The 17,408-nt window shown below is 59.9% G+C and carries 17 protein-coding genes and 2 pseudogenes; 7 read left to right on the forward strand and 12 right to left on the reverse strand.

The window, feature by feature from the left end:
• Positions 1–131: 131 nt before the first annotated feature.
• The gene (locus ABLU95_RS18890) at positions 132–1,457 is read right to left on the reverse strand and encodes an MFS transporter (protein ID WP_023289485.1); all 1,326 of its coding nucleotides are present in this window, start codon (positions 1,455–1,457) and stop codon (positions 132–134) included.
• A 381-nt stretch (positions 1,458–1,838) separates the two neighbouring features.
• Here ABLU95_RS18890 and ABLU95_RS18895 point away from each other — a divergent pair, with 381 nt between their 5' ends.
• Positions 1,839–2,639: a YdcF family protein gene (locus ABLU95_RS18895; RefSeq protein WP_348880178.1), complete on the forward strand. Its 801-nt coding sequence runs from the start codon at positions 1,839–1,841 to the stop codon at positions 2,637–2,639.
• Positions 2,640–2,700: 61 nt separating this feature from the next.
• Here the strand turns inward: ABLU95_RS18895 and ABLU95_RS18900 are convergent, their stop codons facing one another.
• Positions 2,701–2,838 carry a hypothetical protein gene (locus ABLU95_RS18900; RefSeq protein WP_180264989.1) on the reverse strand — a complete coding sequence of 46 codons (138 nt, stop codon included), beginning with the start codon at positions 2,836–2,838 and terminating at the stop codon, positions 2,701–2,703.
• Here ABLU95_RS18900 and aldA point away from each other — a divergent pair.
• Positions 2,837–4,276, forward strand: a complete 1,440-nt coding sequence (gene aldA, locus ABLU95_RS18905) for an aldehyde dehydrogenase (protein ID WP_087827642.1) — start codon at positions 2,837–2,839, stop codon at positions 4,274–4,276. The genes ABLU95_RS18900 and aldA overlap by 2 nt on opposite strands.
• A 48-nt stretch (positions 4,277–4,324) precedes the next feature.
• Here aldA and gap read toward each other — a convergent pair whose 3' ends face one another.
• Positions 4,325–5,323: a type I glyceraldehyde-3-phosphate dehydrogenase gene (gap, locus tag ABLU95_RS18910; protein WP_016160929.1), complete on the reverse strand. Its 999-nt coding sequence runs from the start codon at positions 5,321–5,323 to the stop codon at positions 4,325–4,327.
• A 282-nt stretch (positions 5,324–5,605) separates the two neighbouring features.
• Between gap and ABLU95_RS18915 the strand changes: the two genes are divergently transcribed.
• Positions 5,606–5,764 carry a YqaE/Pmp3 family membrane protein gene (locus tag ABLU95_RS18915; RefSeq protein WP_002903230.1) on the forward strand — a complete coding sequence of 53 codons (159 nt, stop codon included), beginning with the start codon at positions 5,606–5,608 and terminating at the stop codon, positions 5,762–5,764.
• 39 nt (positions 5,765–5,803) lie between these two features.
• Here ABLU95_RS18915 and ABLU95_RS18920 read toward each other — a convergent pair whose 3' ends face one another.
• From ABLU95_RS18920 to ABLU95_RS18935, 4 genes are all read right to left on the reverse strand, one after another.
• Positions 5,804–6,196 (reverse strand): DUF1398 domain-containing protein, encoded by a 393-nt coding sequence (locus tag ABLU95_RS18920; RefSeq protein WP_023289488.1) that lies wholly within the window; start codon positions 6,194–6,196, stop codon positions 5,804–5,806.
• A gap of 252 nt (positions 6,197–6,448) precedes the next feature.
• A complete protein-coding gene (gene yedF / locus ABLU95_RS18925; RefSeq protein WP_004204092.1) occupies positions 6,449–6,682 on the reverse strand; it encodes a sulfurtransferase-like selenium metabolism protein YedF in 234 nt (77 codons plus the stop codon).
• Positions 6,679–7,890, reverse strand: a complete 1,212-nt coding sequence (gene yedE / locus ABLU95_RS18930) for a selenium metabolism membrane protein YedE/FdhT (RefSeq protein ID WP_348880182.1) — start codon at positions 7,888–7,890, stop codon at positions 6,679–6,681. Before yedE ends, yedF begins: the two co-directional genes overlap by 4 nt.
• 103 nt (positions 7,891–7,993) lie before the next feature.
• Positions 7,994–8,347, reverse strand: coding sequence for a DUF1304 domain-containing protein (locus ABLU95_RS18935; protein WP_048297423.1), 354 nt, complete (start codon positions 8,345–8,347; stop codon positions 7,994–7,996).
• A 239-nt stretch (positions 8,348–8,586) separates the two neighbouring features.
• Between ABLU95_RS18935 and ABLU95_RS18940 the strand changes: the two genes are divergently transcribed.
• Positions 8,587–9,066 (forward strand): hypothetical protein, encoded by a 480-nt coding sequence (locus ABLU95_RS18940; protein ID WP_162823501.1) that lies wholly within the window; start codon positions 8,587–8,589, stop codon positions 9,064–9,066.
• A 70-nt stretch (positions 9,067–9,136) separates the two neighbouring features.
• On the opposite strand, the gene ydfZ is transcribed toward ABLU95_RS18940, so the two are convergent.
• Together ydfZ and ABLU95_RS18950 are read right to left on the reverse strand one after the other, a co-directional pair.
• Positions 9,137–9,340 carry a putative selenium delivery protein YdfZ gene (gene ydfZ, locus ABLU95_RS18945; protein ID WP_004151566.1) on the reverse strand — a complete coding sequence of 68 codons (204 nt, stop codon included), beginning with the start codon at positions 9,338–9,340 and terminating at the stop codon, positions 9,137–9,139.
• A gap of 244 nt (positions 9,341–9,584) precedes the next feature.
• Positions 9,585–9,737, reverse strand: a pseudogene (locus ABLU95_RS18950) (transcriptional regulator); the annotation flags it as partial.
• Between ABLU95_RS18950 and ABLU95_RS18955 the strand changes: the two are divergent.
• A pseudogene (locus ABLU95_RS18955) lies at positions 9,727–9,993 on the forward strand (substrate-binding domain-containing protein); the annotation flags it as partial. The pseudogenes ABLU95_RS18950 and ABLU95_RS18955 sit on opposite strands and share 11 nt — an antisense overlap.
• 39 nt (positions 9,994–10,032) lie before the next feature.
• Here the strand turns inward: ABLU95_RS18955 and ABLU95_RS18960 are convergent.
• Positions 10,033–11,592: a YdgA family protein gene (locus tag ABLU95_RS18960; RefSeq protein WP_348880184.1), complete on the reverse strand. Its 1,560-nt coding sequence runs from the start codon at positions 11,590–11,592 to the stop codon at positions 10,033–10,035.
• 86 nt (positions 11,593–11,678) lie between these two features.
• The gene (manA, locus tag ABLU95_RS18965; RefSeq protein WP_348880186.1) at positions 11,679–12,857 is read right to left on the reverse strand and encodes a mannose-6-phosphate isomerase; all 1,179 of its coding nucleotides are present in this window, start codon (positions 12,855–12,857) and stop codon (positions 11,679–11,681) included.
• 201 nt (positions 12,858–13,058) lie between these two features.
• Here manA and fumA point away from each other — a divergent pair, with 201 nt between their 5' ends.
• Together fumA and fumC are read left to right on the forward strand one after the other, a co-directional pair.
• Complete coding sequence (fumA, locus tag ABLU95_RS18970; RefSeq protein WP_348880188.1) at positions 13,059–14,705, forward strand: class I fumarate hydratase FumA; 1,647 nt, start codon at positions 13,059–13,061, stop codon at positions 14,703–14,705.
• A 337-nt stretch (positions 14,706–15,042) separates the two neighbouring features.
• On the forward strand, positions 15,043–16,443 hold the full coding sequence (gene fumC / locus ABLU95_RS18975) for a class II fumarate hydratase (RefSeq protein WP_023289496.1): 1,401 nt from the start codon (positions 15,043–15,045) through the stop codon (positions 16,441–16,443).
• On the opposite strand, the gene tus is transcribed toward fumC, so the two are convergent.
• The gene (tus, locus tag ABLU95_RS18980; RefSeq protein WP_065812462.1) at positions 16,433–17,365 is read right to left on the reverse strand and encodes a DNA replication terminus site-binding protein; all 933 of its coding nucleotides are present in this window, start codon (positions 17,363–17,365) and stop codon (positions 16,433–16,435) included. The two genes, fumC and tus, sit on opposite strands and share 11 nt — an antisense overlap.
• Positions 17,366–17,408 lie beyond the last annotated feature (43 nt).

The raw sequence follows: 17,408 nt of genomic DNA on the forward strand, positions 1-17,408 counted from the left end.
GGCTGGCGCCTTACCGGGCCTACTGTCTTACTGAGCCTGGGATGAGCGGTTTCCCGCGTGGCGCGATCTCCCTGTAGGCCCGCGCAAGCGCAGCGCCGCCGGGCAGGATGGTCGACCCGGACCGGCTGCGGTTAGGCGCTTTCCGCCCGGGGGCGCGCCGCGCCAGGGACGGATTTCATCCGGCTGGCGCAGAATATCGCCAGCAGCGAAATCGCCACCGTAACGCCCAGGTAGATGGCCACCGGTCGCCAGTCACCATCGTATTTCGCCAGCAGACCGGTGGCGATAAGCGGCGCGGTGCCCCCGGCCAGCGCGGCGCCCAGCTGGTAACCCAGGGTGATCCCGGTGTAGCGCACATTGGCGCTGAAAATCTCTGAGCACAGGGTACCCAGCACCGCGGTCACCGGCGCCCACAGGATGCCGAAGGCAACGATCGTCGCCAGCATAATGCCCCAGCTGGTGCCGGTGTCGAGCAGCAGGAACCACGGAACGATAAACAGCCCCAACAGCACCACGCTCAGGGTGTACATCTTTTGCCGGCCCACCTTGTCGGACAGCAGCCCCATCAGCGGGATCATCACGGTGGCCACCAGCGCGCCGAGGGTGACGGATTCCAGCGCCTGCGACTTCTGATAGCTCAGGGTGGTAGTGGCGTAGCTGACCACAAAGGTAGAGAAGATATAGAAGGGGGCGGTCTCCACCACTTTCAGACCCGCGGCGATCAGCACCTCCCGCCAGTGGTGTTTGAGCGTCACGCGCAGCGGAGCCTTCGCCACCTGGCCAGACTGTTTCACCTGCTTAAAGGCGGGCGTTTCGTCGATATCTTTGCGGATCCACAGGCCGAGGAAAACGAGGACGGAGCTGAGCAGAAACGGAATGCGCCAGCCCCAGGCAAGAAACTGCGCCTCATCGAACAGGGTCATCAGCGAGACGATAAAGGTCGCCATCAGCATGCCGATGGTCACGCCGGCCTGAGGAATACTGCCGAAAAAGCCTTTCCGCTTTTCCGGGGCGTATTCGTAGGCCAGCAGCAGCGCGCCGCCCCATTCGCCGCCGATACCCATGCCCTGAATAATGCGCAGGGTAATCAGCAGGGCGGGCGCCCACAGGCCTACCATCTCGTAGGTGGGCAGCAGGCCAATGGCCACCGTGGCGCTGCCCATCAGCGACAGGGTAAGCACCAGCGTCTTCTTGCGACCGATGCGATCGCCGATGTGGGCGAAAATGACCCCGCCGATGGGGCGGATAAAAAAGGTGAGCGAAAAGGAGAGCCAGGAGAGGATCAGGCCGATGACCGGGTCGACCATCGGAAAGAAGATTTTGTTAAACACCAGCGCGGCGGCGGTGCCATAGAGAAAATAATCAAACCATTCGATGGCGCTGCCGGTCAGGCTCGCGATCAGGACCTTCTTGTTTTTCTGCAGAATGGATGCAGTGTTGCTTTCTGGATTGCTCATTACGAAACGTTCTCCCGCCACGGTAAAAGGTCAGGTGTCACTCTGTGCGTGCAGGGTGCAACCTGATGTGAAAAAGGTTGTGTAATTGTTAAGCAACTTAGAGATGATGGTTACAATTGGCAAGTTATCCCTCGGCAACGCGGGCGAGAAAACGCGCTTTTGTCTGGTGTAACCGCGAGGTAAATTTTTATTTTCCACCTGTTTTTGCTGTTTTTTGTTATTTTCATGGTCATTTATTCAGGTGCAACCCGCGTGTTTTTAGATGTTTCTTGTTATTTCAAAATGGTTACAAATCGACGTCGCTTTGCGCCCCGGCAGGCGGCGTTTATGATGGTCAGACTATCCTCTCTGCGCGGCTGAGAGGTGATTAAGGAGATCAGAATGGCAGAACAATTTCCCCCGCTGTCGGCGACGACGCTGGCGGCGGCTAACCTGACTGGCGGTTGGCTGGCGCAGAACGATCTGGCGACGCTGACCGCGCCGCCGGCAGTGGATGTGGTGGTGCTGGCTGGCAATGCCGTGATCCCCACCATCGACGCCGCCTGCCGGTTGGCGGCGGAGCAGGAGGTTCCGCTGCTGATCAGCGGCGGCGTAGGACACTCCACCGGTTTTCTGTATGAGGCGGTGCGCGAGGATCCCCGCTACCGTTCGCTCGCGGTGGAGGGCCGCCCGGAAGCGCATATTCTGGCGGATATTGCGCATGACTTCTGGCACATTCCTCGCCCGCGGGTGGTGGTGGAGGATCGGTCGACCAACTGCGGGGAAAACGCGCGCTTTACCCGCACAATGCTGGAGAGCCGGGGGATCCCCCATCGTCGCGGGATCGTCATTCAGGACCCCACCATGCAGCGGCGGACGATGGCCACCTTCGCCCGCGTCTGGCAGGGGGAGACGACGCCGCCACAGTGGCTGAGCTTTCCCGGCTGCTCGCCGGTGCTGGAGCAGACCGACGGCCAGCTGGGGTTCGCGGGCGGCGGGGCGGGGCTGTGGCCGGTGACCCGCTACCTCGCGCTGCTGCTGGGCGAGCTGCCGCGCCTGCAGGATTCCCCTGAAGGGTACGGTCCGCGGGGGAAAGACTTTATCAGCCACGTGACCTTCCCGCCGGCGATCCTCGACGCCTGGCGACAGCTGCGGGAGGATGACCGGCTTGCCGGGGCGCTGCAGGCCCGCCTCCTCGGCTGAAAAATGCCCGTTTGTGGCAGATTTATCGCAAACGGGCAATTTGTGTTATTGAAATGTAACCTCAACCGGGCATTTTTGGCCCGGTTTTATGAATCAGCTCACAGAAATGCGCCAACGTGCTGCGAAGCCACGGCTTATTTGCCCGATATTTAACAAAAAAATCACTTGTTAAATACAAATGCACCACAGGAGCAGCCATGACAGCACCCGTTCAACACCAAATGTATATTGATGGCCAGTTCGTTACCGGTCGCGGCGACGGCTGGATCGACGTGCTTAACCCGGCGACTGAAGCGCTGCTGTCGCGGATCCCGGACGGGACCGCGGAAGAGGCGCGGCTGGCGATTGACGCCGCAGAGCGCGCCCAGCCGGACTGGGAGGCGCTGCCGGCCATTGAGCGCGCGGGCTGGCTGCGCAAAATTGCCGCTGGCATTCGTCAGCGTGCCGACGACATCGCCGGGCTGATCGTCGCTGAAGGGGGCAAGATCCAACAGCTGGCGGCGGTGGAGGTTGCGTTTACCGCCGACTATCTCGACTACATGGCCGAATGGGCGCGGCGTTATGAAGGGGAGATCGTGCAGAGCGACCGTCCCGGGGAGAATATCCTCGTCTTCAAACGCGCGCTGGGGGTGACCACCGGGATCCTGCCGTGGAACTTCCCGTTCTTTCTTATCGCCCGCAAGCTGGCGCCGGCGCTGATCACCGGCAACACTATCGTCATTAAGCCCAGCGAATTCACGCCCAATAACGCCATCGCTTTCGCCGAGATCGTCCACCAGGTTGGGCTGCCGAAAGGGGTCTTTAACCTGGTGCTCGGCCGTGGGGAAACCGTCGGCCAGGAGCTGGCCGGCAATCCGAAGGTGGCGATGGTCAGCATGACCGGCAGCGTAGCGGCGGGGGAGAAAATCATGGCCGCCGCGGCGAAAAATATCACCAAAGTGTGCCTCGAGCTCGGCGGCAAAGCGCCGGCCATCGTCATGGACGATGCGGATCTGGAGCTGGCGGTGAAGGCGGTGGTGGACTCGCGGGTGATCAACACCGGGCAGGTGTGCAACTGCGTCGAGCGGGTCTATGTTCAGCAGGGGATTTACGACCGCTTCGTCAACCGCCTCGGCGAGGCGATGAAGGCCGTGCAGTTTGGCGACCCGGCGGCACGCGATGACATCGCCATGGGGCCGCTGATTAACGCCGCCGCGCGGGATCAGGTGGCGCGCAAAGTGGCAAAGGCGGTGGCGCAGGGGGCGCGGGTGGCGCTGGGCGGTGAGCCGCAGGAGGGGAAAGGCTATTTTTATCCGCCGACCCTGCTGCTGGATGTGCGTCAGGAGATGGATATTATCCATGAGGAAACCTTCGGGCCGGTGCTGCCGGTGGTGGCGTTTTCGACGCTCGATGAAGCGCTGGCGATGGCCAATGACAGCGATTATGGCCTGACCTCCTCGATCTATACCCGCGATCTTAATGTGGCGATGAAGGCGATTAAGGGGCTGAAATTCGGCGAAACCTATATCAACCGCGAGAACTTTGAGGCGATGCAGGGATTCCACGCCGGCTGGCGTAAATCGGGGATCGGCGGCGCAGATGGCCGCCATGGCCTGAATGAGTACCTGCAGACTCAGGTGGTCTATCTGCAGGCCTGAGGCGCTCAATGCAGAATCGGCGGGCAGCGCAGGCTGTCCGCCGTTCACTTAGCGGGCAAATTTCTCCAGTACGCGGATCAGCTGGGTGACAAAGCCATATTCGTTATCGTACCAGGCGACGGTTTTCACCAGCTGTACGCCGCCGGCCTCCACAATCTCCAGCTGGGTGGCATCGTAGATTGAACCGAAATGGCTGCCGATGATATCGGAAGAGACAATCTCTTCTTCGGTGTAGCCAAAGGATTCATTGCCCTCTGCCGCCTGCTTCATCGCCTGATTGACCTCATCCGCAGTCACTTTTTTCTCCAGCACCGACACCAGCTCCGTTACTGAGCCGGTTTTGGTCGGTACGCGCTGGGCATGGCCTTTCAGCTTCCCGCTCAGGGCGGGGATCACCAGGCCGATAGCCTTGGCTGCGCCGGTAGTGTGCGGGATGACGTTTTCCGCCGCCGCCCTGGAGGCGCGCAGATCTTTACCGCGCGGCCCGTCCACCAGCGACTGGGTGCCGGTATAGGCGTGGATAGTGGTCATGGTGCCTACGGTGATGCCGAAGGCATCCTGCAGGACTTTGGCCATCGGCGCCAGGCAGTTGGTGGTGCAGGAGGCGACGGAGATAATGGTGTCATCCGGCGTCAGGGTGTCATCGTTGACGTTATAGACGATAGTTTTCATCTCGCCGGCGGGGGCGGAAATCAGCACCTTCCGCGCGCCGGCCTGGAGATGGGCCTGCGATTTCTCTGCCGAGGTGTAGAACCCGGTACACTCCACAATCACTTCCGCGCCCGCCGCCTGCCACGGAATATGCTGCGCCTCTTTTTCGGCATACACGGTGATGGTCTTACCGTTGACGATCAGCGCATCTTCTGTGAAGTCGACGCTCCACGGGAAGGGGCCGTAGTTTGAATCATGCTTTAGCAGGTAGGCCAGTACTTTTGGCGAGGTGAGGTCGTTGATAGCCACCACCTCGAGGCTGCTGTCGACTTCTAATAAACGGCGTAACACCAGACGTCCGATACGACCAAAACCATTAATCCCAAGTTTACTCATGGATATTCTCCGGTTGGTAAAACGACTCGATGTGATAAAACTCCTCCAGGCTTAGTCCTGACTCGCAGCCAGGTCAACTGACAATCTGTGCGGTTCGCTGCCGGGCCCGCAGCATGAGCCAGAAAAGTGGATGTTTTGGCGGGCTTTTTTATCCGTGACGGCAGGGAATAATTTTTGTTACCGGAGATGAGGGGGCCGCCTGCTGGCGAAGCGGTGAAAAGCGTCTATGCTTAACTATTGAATAACTTAGTAAAATATTGCCGTTAGATAAAGGGAGAGCTTATGGGATTCTGGAGAATCGTTTTTACTATCATTCTGCCGCCGCTGGGAGTACTGCTGGGGAAAGGTTTCGGCTGGGCGTTTATTCTCAACATTATTCTGACCCTGCTGGGCTATATTCCAGGCCTGATCCACGCCTTCTGGGTGCAGACCCGCGATTAAGGGCTGGCCCCTCAGGCCAGGCTTCCCCCTGGGACCCGCTCAGGGGGGAATCAGGCTCTCTTTGTACAGCAGCCTGTTTTCCTTCGACCAGTAGTGGCGAGTCTCCTCGTCCAGGTCGACGCTCCACTTAAACACCCCGGCGCTGGCGAGATCCCTGCAGTACTGTTCAAAGTTGATGGCGCCGGCAAAATGGCGGATGACCGCGGCCGAGGTCAGCCGATGGCTGGGGGCGCTGCGCACGCGCAGCAGGCCGCGGGCGCTTTTTATCGTGATCACCTCGTCGTTGGCCATCACAAAATTCATATTGCCGGTAGAGACAAAGTAGATATAACACGAGACCTGATGCCGACGCAGTTCACTGGCGAAGGTGGCAAAATCGGCATCTGAACGCACTTGCTCAAAAAAATGACCCAGCCTGGCCAGCAGTTCCATTTCTATCCTTATTGTGTTGCGGTGTGCGGCTTTGGCCGGTAGCGGCAGAAACCATTCACGAAGTCACTTATTCGTATTTTAATAATATAGGCGCGTTATATTAAGGGTTATTGGATAACTGGAACATCGTTTCAAGTGTTACAATGTATTGCAATCGTTTGCCTGCACGGCCCCTCTGGTGGTGAGGAAATGGCGTGACGGGAGACGGGGAAACCCATGCCGGCGATGAAGGTCGCCGGCGGGGAAACGGGGTTACTTCTGGATCAGATAGCGAATGGTCGGGCCATCCTGCTGAATATCCAGCACCGTATAGCCATGGTTCCTGGCATCAAGCGGAATGTTATTGATCGACTGCGGACAGTCGCTAATCACTTCGAGGATCTCGCCTTTTTGCAGGGAGGGCATCGCCTCCAGGGTGGCGACCGCCGGATAGGGGCAGGGCTCGCCGACCATGTCCAGGCGATAATCAGGGATGATGTTCTTCATGCGCTCTCCTTCACGGTCCGGACCGCTGCCGACTGGCGGCGGAAAAAATGTCTCTCCCAGGCGATCACCAGCAGCAGGGCGATCAGCAGCAGCAGATAGGTCGCCAGCAGTCCGCCGAAGGGACCAAAAGCGTTCAGCAGGTTGACCTTTTGCCAGTGGGTGGCGAGCGGGGCGGCGATATCGTCCCAGCACCAGGCGAGCAGCGTGGAGCCGATAACGTTGCCCAGCCCCACCCACCAGTAGTGAACCTGGCCTTCCACCGCCCGGTACATCCAGCCGGTTTCACAGCCGCCGGCCAGCACGATGCCAAAGCCAAACAGCAGCCCGCCAATCGCCGCGTTGGGACCGGCCCACATGATTTTCGGCGCCATCCCCAGTTGCACATAGCTGAAGATGCCGATGGCGCTCGCCGCCATGCCGAAGATTATCGCCTTCGCCATCACCGTCCGGCCGGTGATCCACATATCGCGAAAGGCGGAGGTGAAGCAGATCTGCGCGCGCTCGATAAGCAGACCGAAGCCGATGCCGAACAGCATCGCCAGGCCGAGCGCAGGGTGGTCAGCGGCGGTGAGCAGGCCCCAGCCGATCATGGCGAAAAAGATCACCATGCCCAGGCGGAAACGGCGGCGCGCCTGCTGCGGTTTTTGGGTTAACGGCGAAGCAGCGGATACCTTTTGCATTTTTACCGGTATGCGAAAAAGAGGCAGCAGGGTGAAGCGAGCGCCAAACCAGGAGCCGATGGCGGTGGCGATGGCAAACAGCCAGGCGTGCAGGGAGAACTGCGGAATGCCGGTGAAAAAGGCCGCCAGGTTGCAGCCCATCGCCAGCCGCGCGCCGAACCCGGCGATGATACCCCCGGCTACGGCCTGCACAATGCGGATCCGGCTGCGTGGCAAGCGCAATTTGACGTTATTGGCCCACAGCGCCGCCGCCAGGCAGCCGCCGAACATGCCGATGATCATCCTGCCGTCGATGCGGGTAAGCGGCGTCCCGTGGAGATGGATCAGCTGATAATAGCCCCACTGTTCGCTGTGGACCCCCAGCAGCTGCAGAAGCTGGCCACCCCAGCGGGTAAATTCGCCGGTCACCGCCCAGAAGGTGCCGGTGATGCCAAAATAGTAGGTTGAGAGAATGCCCGCAGCGATGACCGCCGGGACGGGGGACCAGAACCGGATAAGCCAGGCCTGTTTGAAGGATTGCCATGTCATAAAAATGCCTCTGAACTCAGAAGGTATTAAAGGTCGATGACCGACCGAAGGGGGCACATAGTATCCGCCTTACCGCCAGCTTTCTCTGTTTTAGATCAAGGCCCTACCCCTGCGTCAGCACCGCCAGCAGCGCCAACAGCGCGGGCAGCGCCTGAATATAGAGAATTTTGCGGCTGGCGGTCAGCGCGCCGAATATCCCGGCGGCCAGCACGCAGGCGAGGAAAAAGATCACCACCGGCTCGCCGGACTCCCCCAGCCACAGCCCCCACGCCAGGCCGGCGGCCAGGAAACCGTTATACAACCCCTGGTTGGCCGCCAGCACCCGGGTTTCCCGGGCGAAATCGGCGCTGAGGTTAAAGGCCCGGCGCCCGGCGGGCGCTTCCCAGAAAAACATCTCCAGCACCAGGATGGCGAGATGAATAATAGCGACCAGCGCAACGAGGAGAGTGGCTAACACAGCAGTCCTTAATCGATGAGATGAATGTGTCTGCAGTATAGCCGCTGGCGCTCACCAGGCGAGAGGGCGACTGCTATAGTGCATATAGCGTCATGTTTGCCTGCCGCGACGAGCGCCGGTTTATCTGATTGCCCTTTGGTTTAGCTTAGCGGTGATAGTATGCCGGGTTCTTTTTTTACGGGTGTGGCGTAGGTTACTGAATGTTGAATAAATTATGGGTTGTGTTATCCGGGCTGCTGTTGGTTGCCATGCCGTCGGCGCAGGCCGGGGAATTAAATCTCTATTCGATGAATACCGGCTCCTATGTTTATCACATGACCGGCAACCACGGACAATATAACGAGCATTTCAACAACAACTTTTTCTCGGTGGAGCGCAAGTTTTCAGCGGATTCAAAATACAGCGCGCTGGTCGGCACCATGAAAAACAGCTTCGACGATCGCTGTCTGACCCTCGGCGTGCGCCGCGACTGGCTGAAAAACGACACCGGCTGGCTGCTGAAAGGGGTGTATGCCTATACCGGAGAATTTTTCTTTGACGCTTTCAGCCATTGCGGCGACTCAGGCACCTACCGCACCGCCAAAAAAATCACCGGCGTCGGTTTTTCGCCCTATATCTATCATGGTCTGCAGTATAACTTTACCGATTATTTCGGCGTCGAGGGCGGGATTATTCTCCCGGCGATCTTTGTGATGAGTATTCAGTGGAGCTTTCGCTAAGCGCCTGTAACAGGCCGGTAAAGGAGAGGCCACCCTGGGTGGCCTGCTCATGTTGCCCTGGCGGCAGGGATTAATGGAAACCGAGACGGATCAGATCTAACGGACAGAAGCGGCCCTCGCAGCCGTCGATTTCCACGCAGTCCGCCCGACGCAGCTGCTCGGCGGTTTTCCCCTCGCCATGGATCGCTTTAATCACGCCCGTCGTACCGTTACCGGCGATCATGACCATACTGCCGGTGGCAATAGCGTTACGATTACGGTCATAGGTTTTCATGCTCTCCTCCTCAATAAACCAGTGTAAGCAATGATTAAGCGGCCAAATTAATACCGCTTCCTGTCTAAAAAAGTTTTGAGGAATATCAAAATTATTTTAATAATGCCGACATCAGCCGGGCGCGAGAGTCATTCATGGCCGCTACAGGGTTTGCCTGCGCCAGGGGAAAAGCCTCGATCATCCTGCCAGCCATCTGGCAGGCAGGATAGGGTTTGACAACCAGATAATTCACTTTGCCGGCGCATCAGATAAGGCTGCGCAGGGCGGCTATCAGCCCTGCGACACCGCGCTCCAGCTTCTCGCGTGGACAGCCGACATTGAGGCGCAGAAAGCCATTGCCTTCAGGACCATAGGTATACCCCGGCATAATCGCCACCTTCTGCCCGGCGACCGGCGCGTGGTTCGGTCTGCTGCGCGCCGGAAGGCAGAGCGGGGAAGATGGCGTCGACAGCTACTTCGAGCAGCGGGTGGCGCTGGCGGCGTTCGCCGATGTGCCTGAGGCCGCGCTTGACGACCTGCCGCTCACCTGGGTCACCACCCCGGCGCGCGAGATGGGAAAAACGCTGGCGGAGTCGATGCTGCGGCGGCTGGAGGAGGGTGCGGGCGAGACGCGAAATCAGATCATGCCCCCGCGGCTGGTGACGAGAAAATGACGGAGACGGCGCGCGGTGGCCGTCTCCTGAGCCGATAAGTTACGGCTGCGGGGCGGCGTCGTCCTGCTGAGGCGCGGCGTCATCCTGCTGCGGCTGGCCCTCCTGCGGCGCGCTGTCCGGTAACGAAGGCGCTTCGAGACCAAACATCGCGGCAAAATCCTCCAGCGGCATTTTCTGGCCGTTCAGCGTCACCTGGCCGTTCGCGTACTGCAGGCTGCTGCTGATGGCGTTATCTTCCATGGTGGTGATGCGGAACATCTGGCCCATCGCCGCCAGGCCTTTGACCTGCTGATCGGCGAGTTTGGCGGCGTCGGCTGGCTGGTAGCCTTCCAGGCCGGCGATCTTAGTCATAAACTCCGTCGCCATATCCACCGGGATCACCACTTTGCCGTCAAGGGACTGCACCACGCGATCCAGGCTGTCCGCCAGGGTCTGCGGCGGGGCGGTCACCTGGGCCGGATCTTTCAGCAGCACCGAGAGGTTGAGGCTGCTTTCGCCTTTGGCATTGCGCCAGCTCAGCGGTGAGATAGTCACCGACGGATTGCCCTTAAGCAGGATCGGCAGCGCATTGAACAGGGTTTCGGTAAGCGCCTGCTGATACAGCTCCGGGTTCTGCGCCAGCTCTGGTTTCGCCAGCAGCGCCTGAGACTGCGCGCTGTACTGCTGGCTGAACTGGTGCCACGCCTGACCGTCGACGTTATCCACTTTCAGCGTCAGTTTGCCGCTACCCATATCCTGACCCTGCAGCTTCAGGCTGTTGACGGTGTAGTTCGCCTGGCTGTTCACGCCTTTGCCGTCCTTGGTCAGCGTGGAGCCGCCGTCCAGCGCCATGCCTTCAACCAGCGCCAGCTCTTTGCCTTCGACGCTGATGGCCAGTTTATCGAGGGTCATTTTTTGCTGGCCGATACGCTCGTTGAAGCTGGCCAGCTCAGTGGCGCCGTCGGTGTTCAGGTTGACGAAGCGCAGCTGCACCTTCTGGTTATATTCGTTGAGAGCATCGATCTGGCCGCTGCCGGCCTGGCCCTTCAGGCTGATGTTTTTGCCGTCGCGGTCGGCGTCGAGCTGGAACTCGCCGCCGCTGAAGGTGACTTTCTCATCCCCTTTGGCGTAGTCGAGGGCATTGAGGACGATCGCCGACTGGCTGTCGCCGCTGTAGGCGATGCGCGTATCGACGGTAAAGGGGGTATTGCCTTTGGCTATTTCGAACAGCGCCTGGCTGGCGTCGTTTTTCACCAGCGTGGTGTGGACCGAGGCCATCGCCGGGGCCAGATTAAAGGTTTTTAACGAGGCCAGCGGGAAGGGGCCGTGATCGACCACCTCGTCAAGCACCACGCTCTGCCCGGCGGCCAGCCAGCCGTTAGCCTGACCGGCGATCGGCTTCACCACCAGCTGCAGATGGCTGCTGAACAGCCCGCGCTGGTAGTCCTGATAGCTCAGCTCCAGACCTGACTCCGGCGCGCTGCTGCGTAACTGCGCGTTAGCCTGCTGCACCATATCGGCAATCCGGCCTTCCAGCTGTTTGCCGGTGTACCAGGCGCCGCCTGTCCATACCACGCCCAGCGCCACGATGATTCCTGCTGCGACCAGCGATTTTTTCATAGCATTTGTCCATAAATGAAGCCAGGCGGAGAGACCGCCTGGCTGAGTTGTCATAATCAGTAAGCGCGACCTGAAAGGTCTGTCGTTTACTGGAGCTTATTGAACACGCGCGCCACGCGGCCATGGCCGCTGACCTGCACCGGCGACTCATTGGCGGCCACAAAGGCCGATTCGCCCGGTTTGAGGGGCAGGCTCTGGTCGCCTTTGCGCAGCAGGGCTTCGCCGTCGACGCAGAAAACGATCGCCGCGCTCGCCTGGGCCAGATCGCTGGCTTCGGCGGAGAGATCGTGCAGCGAGAAGGCAAAATCTTCCACCGGGATCGGGAAGTCCAGCTCCGCGCCGTGCCGCTGCGGCTGGGTCAGCAGCTCACCCGCCGGTTTGGCCTCGAACTTGACGTTGGCCACCAGCTCAGGGATATCAATGTACTTCGGCGTCAGGCCGGCGCGCAGCACGTTATCCGAGTTGGCCATCACCTCCAGCGCCACCCCCTGCAGATACGCGTGCGGCGTTTCGGCAAACAGGAACATCGCTTCGCCCGGATTCAGCTTCACCACGTTCAGCAGCAGCGGGGAGAAAAGTCCGCTGTCGTCGGGATAAAATTCGGCGATCAGGCGGATGGTCTGCCACGGTTCGCCCTGTTCGCGGTCCAGCACCTCGCGCAGCGCCTGCAGCGCCTGCGCTTTTTCCTCGCCCTGCATATTCAGCAGACTGGCAAACAGCTGGCTCAGGCGAGCCGCGTCCGGCTGCTGCAGGAAGGCGCCGATCGCCGGGTGCGCGTTAGCCACCGGCTGCAGCAGGCTGACAATCTCGCTGAACTCGCGAAACGCGTTCATCGCCAGGAACGGGGTCAGGGCGAAGACCAGCTCCGGCTTGTGGTTCGGATCTTTGTAGTTACGTTCGGCGGCGGAGAGGGGGATGCCGGCGGCGTTCTCGCGGGCGAAACCCTCTTCGGAGGCCTGCTTGTTAGGATGGACCTGAATGGAGAGGGGCTGCGCGGCGCACAGCACTTTAAACAGGAACGGCAGTTCACCGAAGCGCTGCGCCACTTTGTCGCCGAGCAGGGCGGCTTTGTCCGCATCAATCACTTCGCGAAGCGAACGCGGCTGGCCGTCTGCCGCCAGGATCTGCGAGCTGCTCTTCGGATGCGCCCCCATCCACAGCTCTGCCATCGGCAGGTTGTCCGGGTTGGCGATGCCATACAGTTCAGTTAAGGCGGTGTGGCTTCCCCATGCATAGTTCTGCACGGCGTTAATCAGCTTTTGCATTCTCAATCCCTGTTTCAATCAAAGTAAAATTTATCGCCCTATTAAACCAGCAAACGCTGGAGAAGCAACTGCTGAAAGAAAAAGTCGTCCCTGTCTCAGTTTTTGTTAAAAAATTGTGTAAAATTGATCGACTCGCTTTTCTACAGGCACATGGAGTCCCTGCCTGAAACATAATCAGCCAAAGCAGTAAGTGAGAGTACAATGTCGAATAAACCGTTTGTTTACCAGGATCCTTTTCCCCTCAAAAAGGATGACACCGAGTATTATCTCCTCAGCAGTGATTACGTCTCCGTCGCCGAATTTGCCGGCCAGGAAGTGCTAAAAGTTGACCCTCAGGCGCTGACCCTTCTGGCGCAACATGCCTTCCACGACGCCTCCTTTATGCTTCGCCCGGCCCATCAGCAGCAGGTAGCGGATATCCTTAACGACCCGGAAGCCAGCGAAAACGACAAATATGTCGCCCTGCAGTTCCTGCGCAACTCCGATATCGCCGCCAAAGGCATTTTGCCTACCTGCCAGGATACCGGCACCGCCATCATCATGGGTAAAAAAGGCCAGCGCGTCTGGACCGGCGGCGGCGACGAAGCCGCGCTGGCGCAGGGGGTATACAACACCTACATCCAGGACAACCTGCGTTATTCGCAGAACGCCCCGCTGGATATGTATAAAGAGGTCAACACCGGCACCAACCTGCCGGCGCAGATCGATCTCTACAGCGTCGACGGCGACGAATATAAATTCCTGTGCATGGCGAAAGGCGGCGGTTCCGCCAATAAAACCTATCTCTATCAGGAAACCAAAGCGCTGATCACCCCGGCGAAGCTGAAAAACTATCTGGTGGAGAAGATGCGTACCCTCGGCACGGCGGCCTGCCCGCCGTACCACATCGCCTTTGTCATCGGCGGCACCTCGGCGGAAGCGACGCTGAAAACCGTCAAGCTGGCGTCCACCAAATACTACGACGGTCTGCCGACCGAAGGTAATGAGCATGGCCAGGCGTTCCGCGACATTCAGCTGGAGCAGGAGCTGCTGGTGGAGGCGCAAAACCTCGGCCTCGGCGCGCAGTTCGGCGGCAAATACTTCGCCCACGATATCCGGGTGATCCGCCTGCCGCGTCACGGCGCCTCCTGTCCGGTAGGGATGGGGGTTTCCTGTTCCGCCGACCGCAACATCAAAGCCAAAATCAACCGCGACGGCATCTGGCTCGAGAAGCTGGAGAGCAATCCGGGGAAATATATCCCTGAGCATTTGCGCCAGGCCGGCGAAGGCGAAGCGGTGAAGGTGAACCTTAACCAGCCGATGAGCGAGATCCTGGCGCTGCTGTCGCAGTACCCGGTCTCCACCCGTCTGTCGCTGAGCGGCACCATTATCGTCGCCCGCGACATCGCCCACGCCAAGCTGAAAGAGCTTATCGATAATGGCGAGGAACTGCCGCAGTACGTGAAAGATCACCCGATCTACTACGCCGGCCCGGCCAAGACGCCGGACGGTTACGCCTCCGGCTCCCTCGGCCCGACCACCGCAGGCCGCATGGACTCTTACGTCGATCTGCTGCAGTCTCACGGCGCGAGTAAGATCATGCTGGCGAAAGGCAACCGCAGCCAGCAGGTCACCGACGCCTGCCACAAGCACGGCGGTTTCTACCTCGGCAGCATCGGCGGCCCGGCGGCGGTACTGGCTCAGCAGAGCATCCGCAGCCTGGAGTGCGTGGCGTATCCGGAGCTGGGGATGGAGGCGATCTGGAAAATCGAAGTGGAAGACTTCCCGGCGTTTATCCTCGTCGATGATAAAGGCAACGACTTCTTCCAGCAGATCCAGACGTCGCAGTGCGCCCGCTGCGTGAAATAAACCTGGCCGCCCTTCGGGGCGGCTCTGGCCGATGACAAACCTGTTTTCGTTATCGTGCGCGCCTTCTGCCGGGTGGCGGCTTTCGCCTTACCCGGCCTACGAAAACAGCAATATCAACCGGGTATGCCATTCCCTGTCGGCCCGCGCAACCGCAGCGCCGCCGGGCAATTCCTGAAGATGGCACGTTGTCAGCCGTCCGGGCCGCCCTTCGGGGCGGCTTTTTTATGCCGCTTTGCGGCACGAACCACCAAAACAACTTATCAATCTGGCCAATACTTACTCTTTTAAGCAGGTGAGCTTTGTCGCTATGACGCACTTTTCATCCAAGGAGAAAGTAATGACAACGCATCGCAGTGAAAAAGACTCGATGGGCGCCATCGACGTCCCGGCCGATAAACTCTGGGGCGCCCAGACCCAGCGTTCGCTGGAGCATTTCCGCATCTCGACCGAAAAAATGCCCGGGGAACTGATATATGCCCTCGCGCTGACCAAGCGGGCGGCGGCGAAGGTCAATCAGGATCTTGGCCTGCTGACGGCGGAGAAAGCCGGGGCGATCGTCGCCGCCGCTGACGAAGTGCTGGCCGGAAAACATCCCCAGGAGTTCCCGCTGGCTATCTGGCAGACCGGTTCCGGCACCCAGAGCAATATGAATATGAACGAGGTGCTGGCTAACCGCGCCAGTGAACTACTCGGCGGGGAGCGGGGGATGGCGCGAAAAATCCACCCCAATGACGATGTCAATAAAAGCCAGAGCTCGAACGATGTGTTCCCCACCGCCATGCACGTTGCGGCGCTGGTCGCCCTGCGGGAAAAATTGCTCCCGTCGCTGCAGGCGCTGCGGGCCACGCTCAACGAAAAAGCGGTGGCCTTCAGGGATATCGTGAAGATCGGTCGCACCCATCTGCAGGACGCCACGCCGCTCACCTTAGGCCAGGAAATCTCCGGCTGGGTGGCGATGCTGGACCATAGCCTGAAGCATCTTGAAGCCAGCCAGCCGCACCTTGCCGAGCTGGCGCTGGGCGGGACGGCGGTGGGGACCGGGCTGAATACGCATCCGGAATATGCCGTGCGGGTGGCGGCCGAGCTGGCCTCGCTCAGCGGACAGCCGTTTGTCACCGCGCCGAATAAATTCGAAGCGCTGGCCACTGTCGATGCCCTGGTCCATGCCCACGGCGCGCTTAAAGGTCTGGCGGCCTCGCTGATGAAAATCGCTAACGATGTCCGCTGGCTGGCCTCCGGGCCGCGCTGCGGGATTGGCGAAATCGCCATCCCGGAAAACGAGCCAGGGTCATCGATTATGCCCGGTAAGGTCAACCCGACGCAGTGCGAGGCCCTGACCATGGTCTGCTGCCAGGTGATGGGTAACGACGTGGCGGTGAATATCGGCGGCGCCTCGGGTAACTTTGAGCTCAACGTCTATCGGCCGATGGTTATTCACAACTTCCTGCAGTCGGTGCGTCTGCTGGCGGACGGCATGGCGAGCTTTAACGAGCACTGTGCGGTGGGGATTGAGCCGAATCGTGAGCGGATCACCCAGCTGCTCAACGAGTCGCTGATGCTGGTGACCGCGCTGAATACCCATATCGGCTATGATAAAGCGGCGGAGATCGCCAAAAAAGCGCACCATGAGGGGCTGACCCTGAAGGCTTCGGCGCTGGCGCTGGGCTACCTGACGGAAGCCGAATTCGATAGCTGGGTGCGCCCGGAACAGATGGTCGGCAGCCTGGCTACTCGCTAGCCAGCCAGAGGTGCAGACGAGGGATCAGTAATCTCAGCGCCTGCGCCTCCGGTTTGTAGCGGTATTGCACATTGTCGGCATCGTAGTTGAGCAATTCGCCAATATCCGGCACGCTGACCCCCTGGCTGCCGGACATCAGGGCGATCAGCGGGCTGGGGCAGGCGTACTGCACCTGTTTCTGCTCGCTGGCATACCAGACGCGGGCAATCGGCTGCACTTTCACTGGCCGTTTGATTTTTAGCCGCGCCCGCTGCGGCAGGGCGGCGATATCCTGATACTCCCTTTCCAGTTTGCTCTGCCACTGCTCGCGGGTCCAGGGCGGCACCGCCCGCGGCGATTGCAGGCTTTTTTCCAGCATCATCAACACCTGGTCGCGGGTCAGATTTTTGATCACGTGCTTATTGGCCCAGCCGAAGCGGATAGTGCTCGGGTCGAGGAGGGGCGTTAGCGTGCGATAGGCGCTGAGGGTGATTAACCCAGGCAGATGGCGATGCACCCACTCAAAGCGGGCGGTGGGGGGCAGGCCAGCGTCAACAGTGACGATTTTCTCGAAGGTGGCCTTCAGGGCGTTAATCTGCTGAATGCGCGCCAGCAGCGCCTGCTGTTCCGCGGCGGTGACCTGGAGACAGATAGCGCCCGGCAGGCGGACGGCGGCTTTGCTGCTGCGGGTTTCCGACTGCTGCTGGATAAACAGATGGCCGTAGTGGCGCAGGGCGAGATCCAGCGCCGCCTCGCCGGTGTGCTGGACGACCGTAATGTTCGCCAGCGGGTCGTGCTCGGCATCCTTACTGATCGCCGGCAGCTCAAACACCCGGCCCGCCAGCAGCCGGCAGGTGGCTAACGCCTGGCGCAGCGCCTGCAGCTCCAGCTCGATCTGGCGAAAGGTATCATTCAGACGTTCAACGAGGTCGTAGCTGGCCATCGCTTTCACCTTAGTTACAACATACTATTTGATTTTTGCAGCA

It is taken from the genome of Klebsiella sp. GG_Kp146, from assembly GCF_040061975.1.
Classification (GTDB): Bacteria; Pseudomonadota; Gammaproteobacteria; order Enterobacterales; family Enterobacteriaceae; genus Klebsiella; species Klebsiella quasipneumoniae.

Bases quoted from the DNA above. Each gene is read 5' to 3' on its own strand.
- ABLU95_RS18900 (WP_180264989.1), bottom strand. From the start codon at position 2,838: ATGGCTGCTCCTGTGGTGCATTTGTATTTAACAAGTGATTTTTTTGTT.
- ABLU95_RS18960 (WP_348880184.1), bottom strand. From the start codon at position 11,592: ATGAAAAAATCGCTGGTCGCAGCAGGAATCATCGTGGCGCTGGGCGTG.
- tus (WP_065812462.1), bottom strand. From the start codon at position 17,365: ATGGCCAGCTACGACCTCGTTGAACGTCTGAATGATACCTTTCGCCAG.
- ABLU95_RS18915 (WP_002903230.1), top strand. From the start codon at position 5,606: ATGGGATTCTGGAGAATCGTTTTTACTATCATTCTGCCGCCGCTGGGA.
- gap (WP_016160929.1), bottom strand. From the start codon at position 5,323: ATGAGTAAACTTGGGATTAATGGTTTTGGTCGTATCGGACGTCTGGTG.
- ydfZ (WP_004151566.1), bottom strand. From the start codon at position 9,340: ATGAAAACCTATGACCGTAATCGTAACGCTATTGCCACCGGCAGTATG.
- yedF (WP_004204092.1), bottom strand. From the start codon at position 6,682: ATGAAGAACATCATCCCTGATTATCGCCTGGACATGGTCGGCGAGCCC.
- aldA (WP_087827642.1), top strand. From the start codon at position 2,837: ATGACAGCACCCGTTCAACACCAAATGTATATTGATGGCCAGTTCGTT.
- fumA (WP_348880188.1), top strand. From the start codon at position 13,059: ATGTCGAATAAACCGTTTGTTTACCAGGATCCTTTTCCCCTCAAAAAG.
- ABLU95_RS18920 (WP_023289488.1), bottom strand. From the start codon at position 6,196: ATGGAACTGCTGGCCAGGCTGGGTCATTTTTTTGAGCAAGTGCGTTCA.
- fumC (WP_023289496.1), top strand. From the start codon at position 15,043: ATGACAACGCATCGCAGTGAAAAAGACTCGATGGGCGCCATCGACGTC.
- ABLU95_RS18890 (WP_023289485.1), bottom strand. From the start codon at position 1,457: ATGAGCAATCCAGAAAGCAACACTGCATCCATTCTGCAGAAAAACAAG.
- manA (WP_348880186.1), bottom strand. From the start codon at position 12,857: ATGCAAAAGCTGATTAACGCCGTGCAGAACTATGCATGGGGAAGCCAC.
- ABLU95_RS18895 (WP_348880178.1), top strand. From the start codon at position 1,839: ATGGCAGAACAATTTCCCCCGCTGTCGGCGACGACGCTGGCGGCGGCT.
- yedE (WP_348880182.1), bottom strand. From the start codon at position 7,890: ATGACATGGCAATCCTTCAAACAGGCCTGGCTTATCCGGTTCTGGTCC.